This is a genomic window from Acidisarcina polymorpha (assembly GCF_003330725.1).
Classification (GTDB): Bacteria; Acidobacteriota; Terriglobia; order Terriglobales; family Acidobacteriaceae; genus Acidisarcina; species Acidisarcina polymorpha.
Genome location: NZ_CP030840.1, coordinates 5,262,795 through 5,278,181, shown reverse-complemented (window position 1 = coordinate 5,278,181; position 15,387 = coordinate 5,262,795). Strand labels below are relative to the sequence as shown.

The 15,387-nt window shown below is 58.1% G+C and carries 26 protein-coding genes; all 26 read right to left on the bottom strand.

Translation table 11 applies throughout. The annotated features are described in order from the left end of the window. Positions 1-12 precede the first annotated feature (12 nt). Positions 13-231: a translation initiation factor IF-1 gene (gene infA / locus ACPOL_RS22435; RefSeq protein ID WP_114209028.1), complete on the bottom strand. Its 219-nt coding sequence runs from the start codon at positions 229-231 to the stop codon at positions 13-15. Between the two features lie 49 nt (positions 232-280). After that, positions 281-1,033 carry a type I methionyl aminopeptidase gene (gene map, locus ACPOL_RS22430; RefSeq protein WP_114209027.1) on the bottom strand — a complete coding sequence of 251 codons (753 nt, stop codon included), beginning with the start codon at positions 1,031-1,033 and terminating at the stop codon, positions 281-283. Between the two features lie 3 nt (positions 1,034-1,036). After that, positions 1,037-1,756, bottom strand: a complete 720-nt coding sequence (locus tag ACPOL_RS22425) for an adenylate kinase (RefSeq protein WP_114209026.1) — start codon at positions 1,754-1,756, stop codon at positions 1,037-1,039. After that, positions 1,757-3,154, bottom strand: a complete 1,398-nt coding sequence (secY, locus tag ACPOL_RS22420) for a preprotein translocase subunit SecY (protein WP_114209025.1) — start codon at positions 3,152-3,154, stop codon at positions 1,757-1,759. A 51-nt stretch (positions 3,155-3,205) separates the two neighbouring features. Beyond that, positions 3,206-3,673, bottom strand: coding sequence for a 50S ribosomal protein L15 (gene rplO / locus ACPOL_RS22415; protein ID WP_114209024.1), 468 nt, complete (start codon positions 3,671-3,673; stop codon positions 3,206-3,208). A 117-nt stretch (positions 3,674-3,790) separates the two neighbouring features. Beyond that, a complete protein-coding gene (gene rpmD, locus ACPOL_RS22410; RefSeq protein WP_114209023.1) occupies positions 3,791-3,985 on the bottom strand; it encodes a 50S ribosomal protein L30 in 195 nt (64 codons plus the stop codon). 2 nt (positions 3,986-3,987) lie between these two features. After that, positions 3,988-4,497 carry a 30S ribosomal protein S5 gene (gene rpsE, locus ACPOL_RS22405; RefSeq protein WP_114209022.1) on the bottom strand — a complete coding sequence of 170 codons (510 nt, stop codon included), beginning with the start codon at positions 4,495-4,497 and terminating at the stop codon, positions 3,988-3,990. A gap of 49 nt (positions 4,498-4,546) precedes the next feature. Continuing rightward, positions 4,547-4,903, bottom strand: a complete 357-nt coding sequence (gene rplR / locus ACPOL_RS22400; protein WP_114209021.1) for a 50S ribosomal protein L18 — start codon at positions 4,901-4,903, stop codon at positions 4,547-4,549. An 82-nt stretch (positions 4,904-4,985) separates the two neighbouring features. Next, positions 4,986-5,525 carry a 50S ribosomal protein L6 gene (gene rplF, locus ACPOL_RS22395; protein ID WP_114209020.1) on the bottom strand — a complete coding sequence of 180 codons (540 nt, stop codon included), beginning with the start codon at positions 5,523-5,525 and terminating at the stop codon, positions 4,986-4,988. A 143-nt stretch (positions 5,526-5,668) separates the two neighbouring features. Further along, positions 5,669-6,067: a 30S ribosomal protein S8 gene (gene rpsH / locus ACPOL_RS22390; RefSeq protein ID WP_114209019.1), complete on the bottom strand. Its 399-nt coding sequence runs from the start codon at positions 6,065-6,067 to the stop codon at positions 5,669-5,671. A gap of 116 nt (positions 6,068-6,183) precedes the next feature. After that, a complete protein-coding gene (locus tag ACPOL_RS22385; RefSeq protein WP_114209018.1) occupies positions 6,184-6,369 on the bottom strand; it encodes a type Z 30S ribosomal protein S14 in 186 nt (61 codons plus the stop codon). 73 nt (positions 6,370-6,442) lie between these two features. Then, positions 6,443-6,991: a 50S ribosomal protein L5 gene (gene rplE / locus ACPOL_RS22380; protein ID WP_114210982.1), complete on the bottom strand. Its 549-nt coding sequence runs from the start codon at positions 6,989-6,991 to the stop codon at positions 6,443-6,445. A 137-nt stretch (positions 6,992-7,128) separates the two neighbouring features. Next, complete coding sequence (rplX, locus tag ACPOL_RS22375; protein WP_114209017.1) at positions 7,129-7,464, bottom strand: 50S ribosomal protein L24; 336 nt, start codon at positions 7,462-7,464, stop codon at positions 7,129-7,131. Between the two features lie 68 nt (positions 7,465-7,532). Next, complete coding sequence (rplN, locus tag ACPOL_RS22370) at positions 7,533-7,904, bottom strand: 50S ribosomal protein L14 (RefSeq protein WP_114209016.1); 372 nt, start codon at positions 7,902-7,904, stop codon at positions 7,533-7,535. Between the two features lie 72 nt (positions 7,905-7,976). After that, the gene (rpsQ, locus tag ACPOL_RS22365; RefSeq protein ID WP_114209015.1) at positions 7,977-8,324 is read right to left on the bottom strand and encodes a 30S ribosomal protein S17; all 348 of its coding nucleotides are present in this window, start codon (positions 8,322-8,324) and stop codon (positions 7,977-7,979) included. A gap of 3 nt (positions 8,325-8,327) precedes the next feature. Next, positions 8,328-8,594 (bottom strand): 50S ribosomal protein L29, encoded by a 267-nt coding sequence (rpmC, locus tag ACPOL_RS22360; protein WP_114209014.1) that lies wholly within the window; start codon positions 8,592-8,594, stop codon positions 8,328-8,330. Between the two features lie 46 nt (positions 8,595-8,640). Beyond that, positions 8,641-9,075, bottom strand: a complete 435-nt coding sequence (gene rplP / locus ACPOL_RS22355) for a 50S ribosomal protein L16 (RefSeq protein WP_114209013.1) — start codon at positions 9,073-9,075, stop codon at positions 8,641-8,643. A 106-nt stretch (positions 9,076-9,181) separates the two neighbouring features. Continuing rightward, on the bottom strand, positions 9,182-9,850 hold the full coding sequence (gene rpsC, locus ACPOL_RS22350; RefSeq protein WP_114209012.1) for a 30S ribosomal protein S3: 669 nt from the start codon (positions 9,848-9,850) through the stop codon (positions 9,182-9,184). Between the two features lie 80 nt (positions 9,851-9,930). Continuing rightward, on the bottom strand, positions 9,931-10,440 hold the full coding sequence (gene rplV, locus ACPOL_RS22345) for a 50S ribosomal protein L22 (RefSeq protein WP_114209011.1): 510 nt from the start codon (positions 10,438-10,440) through the stop codon (positions 9,931-9,933). A gap of 33 nt (positions 10,441-10,473) precedes the next feature. Next, positions 10,474-10,761: a 30S ribosomal protein S19 gene (gene rpsS / locus ACPOL_RS22340; protein ID WP_114209010.1), complete on the bottom strand. Its 288-nt coding sequence runs from the start codon at positions 10,759-10,761 to the stop codon at positions 10,474-10,476. 13 nt (positions 10,762-10,774) lie between these two features. Continuing rightward, the gene (rplB, locus tag ACPOL_RS22335) at positions 10,775-11,599 is read right to left on the bottom strand and encodes a 50S ribosomal protein L2 (protein WP_114209009.1); all 825 of its coding nucleotides are present in this window, start codon (positions 11,597-11,599) and stop codon (positions 10,775-10,777) included. 122 nt (positions 11,600-11,721) lie between these two features. Next, entirely contained in the window at positions 11,722-12,015 is a 294-nt protein-coding gene (locus ACPOL_RS22330) for a 50S ribosomal protein L23 (protein ID WP_114209008.1), read from the bottom strand. Continuing rightward, positions 12,016-12,702: a 50S ribosomal protein L4 gene (rplD, locus tag ACPOL_RS22325; RefSeq protein ID WP_114210981.1), complete on the bottom strand. Its 687-nt coding sequence runs from the start codon at positions 12,700-12,702 to the stop codon at positions 12,016-12,018. It lies immediately after the preceding gene. Between the two features lie 91 nt (positions 12,703-12,793). Beyond that, positions 12,794-13,588: a 50S ribosomal protein L3 gene (gene rplC / locus ACPOL_RS22320; RefSeq protein ID WP_114209007.1), complete on the bottom strand. Its 795-nt coding sequence runs from the start codon at positions 13,586-13,588 to the stop codon at positions 12,794-12,796. 110 nt (positions 13,589-13,698) lie between these two features. Continuing rightward, positions 13,699-14,016: a 30S ribosomal protein S10 gene (gene rpsJ, locus ACPOL_RS22315; protein WP_114209006.1), complete on the bottom strand. Its 318-nt coding sequence runs from the start codon at positions 14,014-14,016 to the stop codon at positions 13,699-13,701. A gap of 152 nt (positions 14,017-14,168) precedes the next feature. Continuing rightward, the gene (gene tuf / locus ACPOL_RS22310) at positions 14,169-15,356 is read right to left on the bottom strand and encodes an elongation factor Tu (RefSeq protein ID WP_114206378.1); all 1,188 of its coding nucleotides are present in this window, start codon (positions 15,354-15,356) and stop codon (positions 14,169-14,171) included. Positions 15,357-15,387 lie beyond the last annotated feature (31 nt).

Genomic DNA, 15,387 nt, shown 5'->3' with positions numbered 1-15,387 from the left:
CTGACCTGCAACTCACTTATAGCGATAAACGATCCGTCCGCGATTTAGGTCATACGGACTCAACTCGATGGCCACCCGGTCGCCCGGTAGGATACGGATGAAGTTTTTTCTCATCCTGCCAGAGACATGCGCCAACACCTGGTGCTTGTTCTCGAGCTCCACCTTGAACATCGCATTCGGCAGGGTTTCAACGACCACCGCCATGACTTCAATTGCATCTTCCTTCGACAAACCTTATCCTGTTTCCGCCCGCGCTCATCCGGCAGGCAAGGCTCCCGACCTACTGCGTCAACACCATTGCACCCTGCTGAGTCACGGCCACCGTGTGCTCAAAATGGGCGCTCAAACTTCCATCCTCGGTCACTGCCGTCCAACCGTCCTTCAAAACCTGGACGCCTGGCCCGCCAATATTGACCATCGGCTCGATCGCCAGCACCATTCCTTGACGAAGCTTGGTACCCTGGCCCCGCCGCCCATAGTTCGGAACCTGCGGGTCTTCGTGCATGTGGGTGCCAATACCATGGCCCACAAAATCCCGGACGACGCTGAAGCCGTCCGCCTCGACAACTTCCTGCACGGCAGCACCGATGTCACCAAGGGTCGCTCCCGGCTTCACGATCGCGATCGCACTCTCAAGCGACGCCTTGGTCACATCCAGCAGCCGCTTGACCTCTGGAGTGACATGCTCGCCGACAGCAACTGTGATTGCCGAGTCACCGTAGTATCCATCCACGACCACGCCGCAATCGATTGAAACAATGTCTCCGTCGCGCAGAACCCGGTTTTTTGACGGGATACCGTGGACGACCTCTTCATTCAGCGAAGTGCAGAGAACGCAGGGATAACCGCGATAGCCCTTAAAAGCAGCGACCGCGCCCAGTTCCTTAATCTTTGCCTCAGCTGCCTTTTCCAGATCCAGGGTGGTAGCACCGGCCCTGACCGCGCCGCGCACCGTATCCAGAACCTCACGAACCACCGCGCCGCTGCGGCGCATCTTCTCGATCTCCTGCAGCGTTTTAATCATGATCGCCATGCTCTATCGGCCCCTTAACCGCTTCACTGCGGCTAGGACTCCGGCAGTCACGGCATCTACCGGTTGATCTCCATCCAAATCAGCAAGCCGGTTCATTGCGCGGTAATGGGCAACGACCGGTTCAGTCTGCGCCTCGTAACTACGAAGACGCTCCGCGAAAACTTCTTCGGTGTCGTCTGAGCGCCGCTGCAGCGGAGTGCCGTCCAAATCGCAAAGCTCGTCAGTCTTCGGCGGCTGCAAGTAGACGTTGTAGATACTTCCGCAGGTTGGACAATTGCGCCGACCGGTAACTCGACGCACTAAATGAGTGTAATCGACTTTCAACTGAATGGCAACCACCGGCAGCGTATGGCACTCGCGCTCGAGAAAGGTATCCAGCCACGCGGCCTGCCCGATGGTGCGGGGGAAACCGTCGAGGACAAAACCTTGAACGCAGTCAGGCTCGCGGAGACGAACGGCGACCATCCGGTTCACCAGATCGTCTGAGACCAACTCGCCTCGACCCATGACCTGCTTCGCCAGCAGACCGAGTTCCGTTCCAGCGCTTACGTTGCCGCGGAGCAGGTCGCCGGTTGAGATCTGCGGAACATGCCAGGCGCTCATGATGACCTTGGCCTGGGTCCCTTTACCGACTCCAGGAGGTCCAACCAGCAGGATGGGGCCGGGAACAAAGGGTGTCCCGGACGCGGTCGCAACCGCACTTTCGGTGAGCTGCGTATCCACCTACCACGCCCGCCTTCCGCGTATCCGCCCACTTTTCGGAGAAAAGCCTTCGTAGTGCCGCATGATCAATTGCGACTCGACCTGGTTTGCTGTATCCATGGCTACGCCTACCACGATAAGCAGAGATGTACCTCCAAAATAGAAGTTCAGGTTGAGCCCGTGCGTGACCCAGGTTGGCAATCGCTCAAAGAACGGCCCGATCAACCACAGATCATTCAGGTGAATTCCGCTGATCAGGATCTGGGGGACAAGGGAGATGATGATGAGGTAAATTGCGCCGACGAGGGTGATGCGGGTCAACACGTCGTTGATGAAGTCGGAGGTGCGCTTCCCGGGACGGATGCCCGGAATGAATCCCCCGTACTTCCGCATGTTGTCAGCAATGTCGTCGGGGCGAAAGACAATCGAAATATAGAAATAGGCAAAGAAAATGATTGCGCCGATGTAGATCAGCTCATACCAGGGCTCGCCCGGATGCAGCGCATCGAATACCCTCGTGAGAAAGCCGCTGTTGCGAACAAAGCCAACGTTCGCAAAGAGCAGGGGCGCGGAGAGAACGGAGGCGGCGAAGATGACTGGCATCACGCCGCCAGAGTTGACCTTCAGCGGCAGGTGGGTCGACTGGCCACCCATCAACCGGCGGCCTACGATGCGCTTGGCGTACTGCACCGGGATGCGGCGCTCGCTACGCTCGACAAAGACAATGAAGGCCACGATCGCCACCATCGCAGCGACCAGCAAGATCAAGGCGGGCACGGTGAATGGTCCGAATGCCTGAGTACGCGCTTTCTCGACCAGATCCGCAATCCCGCGCGGTAGACCGACCACAATGCCAGCAAAGATCAGCAGGCTCATGCCGTTGCCGATGCCCCGGTCGGTGATCTGCTCGCCTAGCCACATAATGAATGCCGTGCCGGTGGTGAGAGTCAGCACTGTCATCAAAATAAAACCGGCGCCTGGATTGATGACAAATGGAACTCCGCCCGAACCGCGGTTCAGGGCAACGGCAATGGCGAAGGACTGGAAGATCGCCAGGATGACGGTGGTATAACGCGTCCACTGCGTGATTTTGCGGCGCCCGAGCTCACCTTCCTTCTGCAACTTGGCCAGGGGTTCATAGACGACCGTCAGCAACTGGAAGATGATCGACGCGGTGATGTACGGCATAATGCCGAGGGCAAAAACGGTCAGGCGGCGCAAGTTGCCGCCGCTGAACATGTCCACCAGCCCGAGTGCGCTGCCGCCCTGCTGGTTGAAGAACTGCGCCAGCACCTGCGGGTTCACCCCTGGAGTTGAAATGAAGCTGCCTAGCCGGTAAACCGCCAGCAACCCGAGGGTGAATAACACCCGTTTGCGGAGGTCGGGGATCTTAAAGATATTTGCGATTTTCTCAAACATAAATCGGCACTTCCAGCTACGATCTTGAACTTCCCCGGACCTCTTTGGCCACTAAGCAGGCGAGACTTCGATCTCACCGATCAGTACGGCTTTACCGCCGGCTTTCTCGATCTTCTCTTGCGCGGCCTTCGAAAACTTGTGCGCGTAGACGGTAATGGCGGCAGTCAATTCGCCGGTCGCCAAGACTTTGATCAGCTCACTGCGCTTTTTCAGCAGTCCATGTTGAACCAGCTTCTCGACAGTCAATTCGGGCTCGCCGAGTTCGGCGATGCGGTCAAGGTTCAGAACCGTATATTCGGTGCGGAAGATATTGGTGAATCCACGCTTAGGCAGACGGCGGTGAAGCGGCATCTGGCCGCCTTCAAAGCCCCGCATCATACGCGAACCGGAACGCGAACGCTGTCCCTTATGTCCGCGTGAAGAGGTCTTGCCCATGCCCGAACCCATACCGCGGCCCACGCGTTTCTTATTACTGTTCGCCTTCTTCGGCGCTCTTAAATTCGACAGATTTGTCGGCATTGTATTCCTCGCTCAACGCCGGCTGGCTTTTCATCCAACCGACTCGCTTGATTTTGGCGGCACTCTTCTGCCGCGAACTTGCTGGCTAGCTCACTTACTGACTGCTTACAGATAGTCCTATTCTACTATCCGGACAAGGTGCGGGATCCTTTTAACCATACCGCGCACCGAGGGGGTATCTTCGCGCTCGACGATCTGGTTCAGCCTGGTAAATCCGAGCCCCTTGACGACACTCTTGTGTTTAACCGGAGTGCAGATCATCGAACGGAAATATTGGATCTTCAGCATTGCCTTTGCTGGCGTCTCTGCCATGACTATAGCTCCTCAACTGTCTTGCCGCGCATCGCCGCCACATCGGCTTTATTGCGCAGCTGAATCAGGGCATCAAAGGTCGCCTTGATCACGTTATGCGGATTGGCGCTCCCCAGGCTCTTGGTAAGTACGTTTTGTACGCCTGCCGAGGTCATCACGGCGCGGACCGCGCCGCCCGCGATCACACCGGTACCATCGGGAGCCGGCTTCAACAGCACTTGTCCTGAACCATAGCGTCCGAGCACCTGGTGGGGAATGGTCGACTCGGTCAGGTTGACATGATGGAGGTTCTTCTTCGCCGATTCGATACCCTTGCGGATCGCCTGCGGGACCTCCTTCGCCTTGCCGGATCCATAGCCGACGACCCCTGCCGACGGATCGCCGATCACGACCAGCGCGGCGAACGACATATTTTTGCCGCCCTTGACCACCTTGGTCACACGATTGATGGCGACAACCTGGTCCTTCAGGTTATATTGCCCGGCATCCAATTTTTTCTTAAGCATTGCCATTCGCTTCCTGATTCCTTCTGGCCGGCACCCGCCGCGCCGAACCCGATAACTAAAACTCTAATCCCGACTCTCGGGCCGCATCGGCCAGCGCCTTGATTCGACCATGATATAAGTAGCCGCCCCGATCAAAGACGACCTTCTTAATGCCCTTCTCCTGCGCCCGCTCAGCGACCAGCTTGCCGACTTCCTTGGCAGCCGCGACATTGCCGCCGGTCTTGATCTTGGCCTGCACCGTCGATGCCGAAACCAGGGTTACACCCTGAGAGTCATCGATGACCTGCACATAGATATGGTTCAATGACCGATAGACGTTCAGTCGGGGACGTTCTGTCGTCCCCTCCAACTTTGCCCGGATGCGGTCGTGCACACGCTGCCGGATCGCATTTCTTTTTCTCTGCGGAATCATTCTCTTGTCTTCCTTCCTAAAAGCGGAGCCGCCCTACGGCACCGTTCGGTCTAGCCTGGTAATCCTAGACTCAGGCGCTTACTTACTTCGCACCGGTCTTGCCAACCTTCTTCTTCAGCTTTTCGTCGGCATAGCGCACGCCCTTATTCTTGTAAGGATCGGGCTTGCGCAGCGAACGCATGTCAGCCGCGACCTGGCCGACCTTCTGCCGATCTATGCCGCTTACCGTGATGCGGGTCTGCTTCGGATCGATGACGGCGGTAATGCCGGTCGGCAAAACAAACTCAATCGGATGCGAGTAGCCGAGCGTAAAGACGACGGTGTTCTTACCCTTTAACTCGACACGATAGCCAATCCCAACGATGTCGAGGTCCTTCGACCAGCCTTTGGTCACGCCTTCGATGGCGTTCGATACCAGAGCCCGGGTCAGACCGTGAATGGCCGCCTGCGAATCGTTATCCCGAGATGCCAAAACGAAACCATCTTTCGTCTCGAGCTTGATGCCCATCGGAATAGGCTGTTCGACCTTGCCCTTCGGCCCTTCTACCACAATCAGGTTTCCGTGCACGGCGTACTTGACACCGGCAGGCAACGGAATCGGCTTCTTTCCTATACGCGACATAGTTCAATCCTTCATGGCTTGCGAGTCCCGGAGGTCGTTTGCTTCAACCTCTTCGTTCCACTGCAGCCCGTGGCTATCCGCCACGTCAATCCCAAACTAAGTAACAACTGCGCCGAAGGCCGGTGCGCCTGGACGGCTAGTCCTCACCAGACTTCGCAGAGGATCTCGCCGCCTACGCGCTCGCGCCTTGCCTGCCTGCCGGTCATCACGCCACGCGGGGTGGTCATGATGCTGATTCCGAGACCACCTTGGACACGCTTAATCTCATCCCGGCCCACATAGACGCGGCATCCGGGACGCGAGACCCGGGCAAGATCGCGGATTGCTGCTTCGTTGTTCGCGCCATACTTCAGATAGACCCGAAGTACTGCCCGTCCGTCTTCCTCGGCTGCTTTGTAGTTGGCGATATAGCCCTCCTCTTTAAGGATGCGAGCTATCTCCGTCTTGAGCTTCGAGGCGGGAACATCGAGCTTCTGGTGACGGGCGCGTATCGAGTTGCGAATGCGGGTCAGAAAATCTGCTACTGGATCGGTCAAACTCATCGTCTCTCCTTCATCCCTCGTTCGCTCCGCGCTCGCTTGCACGGAGAACCAGCAGGAATGTCTTTGGCACCGCTATGGTGCAAACCGCGGCGCCTAATACAGGACCGCTGATACCACTACCAGGACGACTTGGTCACGCCTGGAATATCGCCGCGCAAGGCCAGCTGCCGGAAGCACAGGCGGCACAATCCAAATTTGCGCATATATGCGCGCGGCCGGCCGCAAAGCTTGCAGCGGTTATGCTGGCGCGATGAAAACTTGGGTTTACGAGCGTCCTTCACCCTCTTCGCTGTAGTTGACATGCTTCCTCTTAACTAAAGTTGCAGCGTTTCCGCCTAGTTCAAAATACGACGTAGCCCCGGTAAAACGCTTTGGCTACGCAGCCGCCCTAAAGGGAATGCCGAATTGCCGTAGCAGGGCGCGTGCCGAGTTATCATCGGGGGCGGAGGTCACAATCGTGATATTCATCCCCTTCAATTTATCCACCTTGGAGTAATCGATCTCGGCGAAGATCAGCTGGTCCCGCACGCCGATCGTGTAGTTTCCTCGGCCATCGAAGCTCTTGGTCGAGACGCCCTTGAAATCTCTGACGCGGGGCAGAGCCACAGAAACCAGGCGATCGAGAAACTCGTACATCGTGTCTCCGCGCAAGGTGACCATAGCGCCGATCGGCATCCCTTCGCGCAGCTTGAAGGCGGCGATTGACTTCTTCGCCCGGGTGGTTACTGGCTTTTGTCCGGTAATCAGTGCAAGGTCGTTCACCAACGGATCCAGCATCTTGGCGTTCTGGGTGGCCTCTCCAAGCCCCATATTGACGACGATCTTCTCGAGTCTTGGCACCGCCATGGGGTTGTCCAAACCAAGCTCCTTCTGGAGCGCTGGCTTGAGTTCCTTCAAATACTTCTCTTTCAATCTCGCTGCCATCTTGTCTCTTCCATTCTCACGGTCTCGGATTCGGCCGAACTCGCCCTTTACCGTTGCGTGAAGCATTCATCTATTACGTCAAGTGCTCAAGCCCTACGTCGAGTGCTCAAGGCCGCCTATTCGCGACCGCGCCAGGCCTACTTCTTTTTGCCCTTGGTCTCAATGACCTGATCGCACTTCTTGCAGACCCGAACCTTCTTGTCGCCCTCGAACTTGTGTCCAACTCGCGACGGCCCGCAGTTAGGGCAAATCAACATAACGTTTGAGACGTGGACAGCCGCCTCCTGCTCGGCGATGCCGCCTTTGATGTTCTTCTGAGGATTCGGGCGAACGTTCTTCTTCACGATGTGAACGTGCTCGACCAACACCTTGTTGCTGTCCGGAATGACGCGCAGGACACGGCCCTGCTTCCCCCGGTCGCTGCCTGCGATCACCTGGACCCGATCATTGCGCTGTATATTCAAACTCGGCATCACTCTTCCTTTACTCTGGTCCGCTGCTAGAGCGGGATCCGTCGAAGCTAGATCACTTGCGGCGCGGCCTAGATGACTTCCGGCGCGAGCGAAACAATCTTCAAAAACTTCTTTTCGCGGAGCTCACGGGCCACCGGTCCGAAGACGCGGGTGCCTACCGGCTCGCCGGCATCGTTGATCAGCACCGCGGCATTCTCGTCGAAGCGGATGTAGGTCCCGTCCCGGCGGCGATATTCTTTGTGGGTCCGGACGATGACGGCCTTCACCACTTTGCCCTTCTTGACCTGCCCGTCGGGAGAGGCTTCCTTCACCGCCGCCGTGACTACATCGCCAAGACCGGCCTTCTTGCCGCTTGACCCACCCAGCGGAAGGATTACTTGCAGCTTGCGTGCGCCGGAGTTATCGGCTACCGCGAGCATGGTCCTCATCTGTACTGCCATCTTCGTCTCCCTCTACCGCCGGTCTTATTGGCCAGCGTTACCGCAGAAACCTATACCCTACCGCAACGATCGCTAAGCCAACTTTGCCGCAGCGGCCGCATCTTCGGCCTGGGCCAGCGCGGAACGCCGAACAATCTCTTCCAACTGCCAACGCTTCAACTTGCTCAACGGGCGGGTCTCTCGAATCCGGACCATATCGCCAACCCGGGCTGAGTTCTGCTCGTCGTGCGCGTAAAACTTCTTGTTGGTCTTCATGACGCGCTTGTACTTTGGATGGGCCTTGCGCATCTCGATCTCGACGACGATCGTCTTCTGCATCTTGGTCGAGACGACCTGGCCAACCTTCTCGTTGCGACGGGCCTGCTTCTCGGTAGGAGCGGCAGCGCTGGTGGCGACTGTGCCTGCATTTTCTTCGGACATAACTTAGCGAGCCTCCTTCTTCGATTTCTTGCTCTTGGCCGGCGGCAAGGAGGGTTCACTCTTTGGCGTGGCGCCGTGCAACCCCAACGCGCGTTCGCGGGCGATGGTCTTGATGCGGGCCACGTCTTTGCGCAGCTCGCGAACCTTCTTGACACCCTCGTTCTGCCCCAGTTTCATCTGAAAGCGCAGACGGAAGAGCTGCTCGGCGGCTTGACGCTCTTGCTCGACCAACTCCCCATCGCTCAGATTGCGGATCTTTTCGGTTTCCATCTCGTATCTCTCTCGTTGACTTCTCGACTACTCGGAACCACTCGTCTTACTTGGCCGCGGCAACGACCTTGGCATCATGACGCTGCACGAACTTCGTCTTCAAGGGAAGCTTGTGGGCCGCGAGCCGCATCGCCTCTTGCGCCATCTCGGACGACACGCCCTCCATCTCGAAGAGCAGTTTGCCCGGGCGGCAGACGGCGACCCAATGATCGGGCGCGCCCTTACCCTTACCCATACGGGTTTCGGCCGGCTTCTTGGTGACCGGTTTGTCCGGGAAGACCCGCAGCCAAATCTTGCCACCACGCTTGATAAACCGGGTCATCGCAATACGGCTGGCCTCTATCTGGCGGTCAGTAATATACCCACACTCCATGACCTTGAGGCCGAAGTCGCCAAACGACAACTCCGAACCGCGCCACGCCTTACCCGTCATTCGTCCGCGCTGCTGCTTGCGGAACTTCACTTTCTTTGGCATCAACATAACGAAACCAGCCTTTAACTTTTAGCCGCTAGCTTTCAACTAGTCGGTTCAACCCTTTGGTTCAACTCCGCCCCACAAGCTTCGAACCCGCGGGTGACGGAGAGTCCTAAAATACCGAGGTACCTACCGGCTGCGGCTGACGGCGCTTTTGTTCGTAGATATCGCCGCGATAGATCCAGGTCTTGACGCCGATGATGCCGTAAGTCGTATGCGCCTCGGAAAAGCCGTAATCGATGTCAGCGCGCAGCGTGTGCAGCGGCAAGCGGCCCTGCAGATACCACTCAGAGCGGGCGATCTCATTCCCGTTCAAGCGGCCCGAGACCCGGACCTTGATGCCCTTGCAGCCGAAGCGCAGCGCCGAATCCACCGACTTGCGCATGGCGCGGCGAAAGCCGACCCGCTTTTCGAGCTGCAAAGCAATGTTTTCGGAGACCAGCTGGGCGTCGAGCTCCGGTTTATTCACTTCGAGAATATCGATGAAAACGTCCCGGTTGGTCCGCTTCTGCAACTCGAGCTTCAGTTTGTCGATCTCCGCGCCCTTGCGCCCGATCACGATGCCGGGGCGCGCAGTGCGAATGATCAGGCGCAGCTTGTTGCCGGGGCGCTCGATCTCGACCGAGCTCACTCCGGCGGCCTTGAGTTTCTCCTTCAGCTCGCGCTTCAGATGAACGTCCTCGACCAGCAGCTTGTCGTAATCGCGCTCGACGAACCAGCGCGACTTCCACGGCTTGTTCACTCCGAGCCGAAATCCGTAAGGGTGGACTTTCTGTCCCATAGTTTCCTCTTTGATCCTTGTCCGTCTACTTCGTGGGCCAACTCGGCCCGGTTGCGACTGTAGTTCTGGCGTCGCCTGACTTACTTGCCCGATGTCGCCTTCTTGTTCCAGTTCTTGCCTTTGGCGGCACCACTCCGGGTCACGGTTTTCTTGGCCGGCTTCCTGGTGAGCCTCTTCTTGGCTGTAGGCGCATCGCTCTCGCCTACGGTTTCAACCAGGCCGAGGGTCTTTCGCTCTGCGACCGAGATCACGATGTGCGACAAGCGGCGCTGATAGCGATAGGCACGGCCCATCGGAGCAGGCCGAATCCGCTTCATCCGGGGACCGTCATTGGCCAGAGCGGTCTTCACATAAAGGTTGTCGACATCGACATCGAGACCCTGCTCTTCACTCAGATAGTTGGCATTCTGCACCGCCGAACGCAACACCTTCTCGACCAGCGGAGCGACACCCTTCTTGGTGAACATTACCGTGTTAATGGCGTCTTCTACCCGGCGGCCCTTGATCAACTCCAGCACCAGGCGCGCCTTCTGGGGCGACACTCGCTGGAACTTGGCCTCGGCCCGAAACTCTCTCGTATCCAATTGCATGGCTTACCTTCTCAAACTTCGAAAAATCGAAAACTACCGGGGCTTGGCCGACGACTCCGAAGCCTTGGCTGAGTGGCCCTTGAACGTGCGCGTGGCTGAAAACTCGCCGAGCTTGTGACCGACCATATTCTCAGTCACATAGACCGGAATAAACTTCTTGCCGTTATGAACAGCAATCGTGTGGCCCACGAAGTCCGGGTGGATCGTCGAACGCCGTGACCAGGTGCGCACTACTTTCTTGTCATTCGCCTGATTCAACGCCTCGATCTTTACCGTGAGGTGGGTATCGATGAATGGACCCTTCTTTGTCGAACGTGCCATCTGCTAATCGCTCCTACTTCTTGGCCCGGCTCACGATGAACGCGTCCGTCCGCTTGTTGTTTCGAGTCTTGTAACCACGCGTCGGCTGACCCCATGGGGTGACCGGATGCCGGCCGCCCGAAGTCTTGCCCTCACCACCACCGTGCGGATGGTCGACCGGATTCATCGAAACGCCGCGGTTTGCCGGACGAATGCCCTTCCAGCGATTACGTCCCGCCTTGCCGATCGAGACATTCTCGTGATCGGTATTGCCCACTTGGCCGATCGTCGCCATGCATTCAACCAACACCTTGCGAGTCTCCCCGGAAGGCAGCTTCAAGAGCGCGTAATCGCCTTCTTTGGCAACCAGCTGCGCGGAAGATCCAGCCGAGCGCACCATCTGGGCGCCCTTCCCGGGCCGCAGCTCGACGTTATGCACCGTCGTACCGGCGGGAATATTCTTGAGTGGCAACGCGTTGCCGATGAGGATATCCGCCTCAGGCCCGCTGGTAATCACTTGTCCGACCTTCAGGCCGACCGGCTGCAGGATGTAGCGCTTCTCTCCGTCCGCATAACTGATCAAAGCGATGCGGGAGGAACGGTTCGGATCGTACTCGATCGTCGCGACCTTCCCGGGGATCCCGTACTTGTCCCGTTTGAAGTCGATTAACCGCAACTTCTGCTTATGGCCGCCGCCATGATGGCGAACCGCGATCCGGCCGGTATTGGCACGGCCGCCGGTGCGCTGCTTGACTGCCAACAGCGGCTTGTACGGCTTGTCTGTCGTCAAGTCGTCATTGACCAGCGTCGTCTTAAAACGAAGCGTCGGTGTTGTCGGTCGGTATGTCTTGATTGGCATCGCTAAATTCCTTGCCCAACTTAGTTGGCGGTTCGAACTCAACCGCCCGTAATCCTGTTCGCAGAACGGGAGAGCGTTCCTCCCACTGCCTTACTGCTTCGTCCGATCTCTAAATCTTCGACCTAGAGACTGTTCACGTATTCCGGCATTTTCTCGCCGGCCCTCAGGCGAACATAGGCCTTTTTCCAGTCTGGACGAAAGCCGGAAAACTTACCCCGCCGCCGTTCCTTACCGGCATAATTGGCGGTACGCACCGCCGCGACCTTCACCTTAAAGAGCACCTCGACTGCCTGTTTCACCGAGGTCTTGGTGGCATCCGCGGCGACCTCAAAGACCAGCGTGCCTTCAGTTTCTTTGACGCCCAGCCCCTTCTCGGTAATCAACGGGCGGCGAATCGTCGTATAGGTCGTAGCCATTTACGCTACCTCCGGTTGGGTCTGCGCGGCCGCGAGGCGACGCTTGGAGACCGTCTTCTTCAAAGATTCCTGGAGCTTCTCTATCGCCGAGCGGGAGAAGATCGCGCGCTCATAGCGAAGAAGATCGTAGGGATGAACTTCCGTTGTCAGCACCAGTTCAACATTCTTTAAGTTGCGCGAACCCAGGTAGAGCTTCTCGCTGAGCGCCTGTCCGCTCTCTACCAGCAACGTCGTACGCTTGGCTTCGAGCTTGTCGAGCGCCGCGCGGTAAAGTTTTGACTTCGGCTCATTCAGCTCCAGGCTCTCGACGACGGTCAGCTTGCCATCGGCCAGCTTGGCGGCCAGCGCGGCGCGCAACGCGCCAAGCACCTTCTTGCGCGGAAAAGCGTAGTCGTAAGAACGCGGCTGCGGTCCGTGCACCGTTCCGCCGTGCCGCCAGAGCGGGGAGCGGATTGAGCCGACTCGCGCGCGCCCAGTACCCTTTTGCTTCCAAAGCTTCTTGCCAGCGCCGGAGACCAACTTCTTGTTCTTGGTCGCGGCTGTCCCCTGGCGAAGAGCGGCACGATAGTGCTTGACCGCCTCCCAAAGGAGTGCCTCGTTCGCCTGGCTCGGACCAAAGACCTCTTCGGCCAGCTCTATCGAGCCTACCTTTTGTCCGCCGAGATCTATTACGTCTAAGTTCGCCATCTTCTTCTCTTTCGAAGGCCAAAATCGGCCTCTCGCCATTAGCTGAAAATCATTCCGTTGCAACGATGTGCTTGTGCCTGGACGGCCAGCCCTACTTCTTCTTGGCGCCGCCCTTGGCCGGGGCCTTGCCGCCTGAAGCCTTCTTCGATGCCTTCAATGGATCGACTGTGCCCGAACCGCCGAAGCCACGGCGCTCGCGAGGAGGAGCCTTCGACTTTGAGATCAGCACATAGCCATCGCGAGGACCGGGAACCGCGCCCTCAACCATCAACAAGTTCTCGTCCAGGTCAATGCCGCGTATGCGCAGGTTGCGGACGGTCACGCTGGCCGCACCCATATGCCCCGGCATTCTCTGACCGGGGAAGACACGCGACGGAAAGGACGAAGCGCCGATTGAACCTTGCACCTGGAACATGTGCCCATGGGACTTCGGGCCGCCGCCGAAACCATGCCGGCGAATGACGCCCGCAAATCCGCGTCCCTTGCTGGTGCCGCTCACGTCGACATATTTGTCATCGGAGAAGATGTCGACCAGGACCTTGTCTCCGGCTTTCATCTTGCCGTTGCCTGCGCCATTGCCATCCTCAGCGTCCTGAACGACCTCGCCCGTAGTGGCTAGAACCTCTACCGGAACTTCCTTGAGCAGCTTGACAGGAGGAACGTTGTTCTTCGCGAAGTGCCCTGCCTGCGCCTTATTCACCTTGGAGCCCTTGACGAACTCGACCAGGCCGATCTGCGCCGAATCGTAACCATCCTTGGCCAGGGTCTTCAACTGCGTGATCACGCAAGGGCCGGCCTGCAGGACGGTGATGGGGTGCACTTCTCCCCGTTCGTCAAATACCTGCGTCATCCCGATCTTCTTGCCTAGAATTCCTGTAACTGCCATCGTCTCTCCTCCTCATCATGCCCGCGGTTGCAGGCACTGCCGGGGTCTAAGTGCTATCAACTTCCCAGGTCAGCGTCCGTACCATAGGCACGTTCGCCTGGACCGCAATCCTACTTCTCGAATGCCTTAATCTCGACGTCCACGCCAGCCGGCAGATCGAGCTTCATCAGCGCGTCCACGGTTTGCTGAGTGGGCTCGAGAATGTCGATGAGCCGTTTGTGGGTACGAATCTCGAACTGTTCCCGCGACTTTTTATCGACATGCGGCGAACGGAGCACGCAATACTTATTCTTGATCGTCGGCAACGGAATCGGCCCCGCCACCTGCGCCCCGGTCCGCTTGGCGGTGTCTACGATCTCGCCCGTCGAAGTATCGAGCACACGATAGTCGTAAGCCTTGAGCCGGATCCTGATTCTTTGTCCTACCATGTCAATCTTCCTTTAAGCGAAGCTCGCTTCGCGATCTTCTTAGCGAGTCAGCGGCTCACTTGGTTCGCCCAGCAAGCCAGCGAACTTTGCTTCCTCCGCTGACTTGCTGCTATGCATTCGCTGAACCGCTTGCCACACGCAGTGTGGCGCTGTTACTTGATAATTTCCGAGATCGTCCCGGCGCCGACCGTGCGGCCGCCTTCGCGAATTGCGAAGCGCAGGCCCTTCTCCATCGCCACCGGCGTATGCAGCGTAATCTCAAGCTGCACATTGTCCCCCGGCATCACCATCTCCGTGCCCTCCGGCAGCTTCGCCGTTCCGGTCACGTCGGTGGTGCGGAAGTAGAACTGCGGACGATAGCCGTTAAAGAACGGAGTATGCCGACCGCCTTCTTCCTTCGACAAGACATAAATCTCGCCCTTGAACTGGGTGTGCGGCTTGATCGATCCGGGCTTCGCCAGCACCATGCCGCGCTCGACATCTTCCTTGGCAATGCCGCGCAACAGCAGTCCGGCATTGTCGCCCGCCAGACCCTCATCGAGCTGCTTCTTGAACATCTCGACGCCGGTCACAACCGTCTTGCGAGTGTCGCGGAAGCCGACAATCTCAGCCTCTTCGCCCACCTTCACCTTGCCGCGCTCGATACGCCCGGTCACCACCGTGCCGCGTCCCGAGATCGAAAAGATGTCTTCGATCGGCATCAGGAACGGCTGGTCGATCGCCCGCGCCGGTAGCGGCACGTACTTGTCGACCGCGTCCATCAGCTCATCGATCTTCGCTTCCCACTCCGGCTCGCCGTTCAAGCCGCCCAGAGCCGAACCGCGAATCACCGGCACATCGTCGCCCGGAAAATCGTACTTCGACAAGAGCTCGCGAACTTCCATCTCGACCAGGTCAATCAATTCAGGATCATCGACCGCATCGCACTTGTTCAAGAACACCACCAGCGAAGGAACGCCAACCTGGCGTGCCAACAGCACGTGCTCCTTGGTCTGCGGCATCGGACCATCGGTCGCCGCAACCACCAGAATCCCGCCATCCATCTGCGCCGCGCCGGTGATCATGTTCTTGATGTAATCAGCGTGGCCCGGGCAATCGACGTGCGCATAATGCCGGTTGGGCGTCTCATACTCCACGTGCGCCGTGGCAATCGTGATACCGCGCTCCCGCTCTTCCGGAGCATTGTCAATCGTGTCGAACGAACGAAACTTGATGTTCGGGTTGTGCTTCGACAACACCTTCGTGATCGCCGCCGTCAACGTCGTCTTGCCATGATCAATGTGCCCGATCGTCCCAACATTCACATGCGGCTTCGAACGGTCAAACTTCTCCTTCGCCATCTCGTCCCCTTTATTCCTCTACTGACACTTA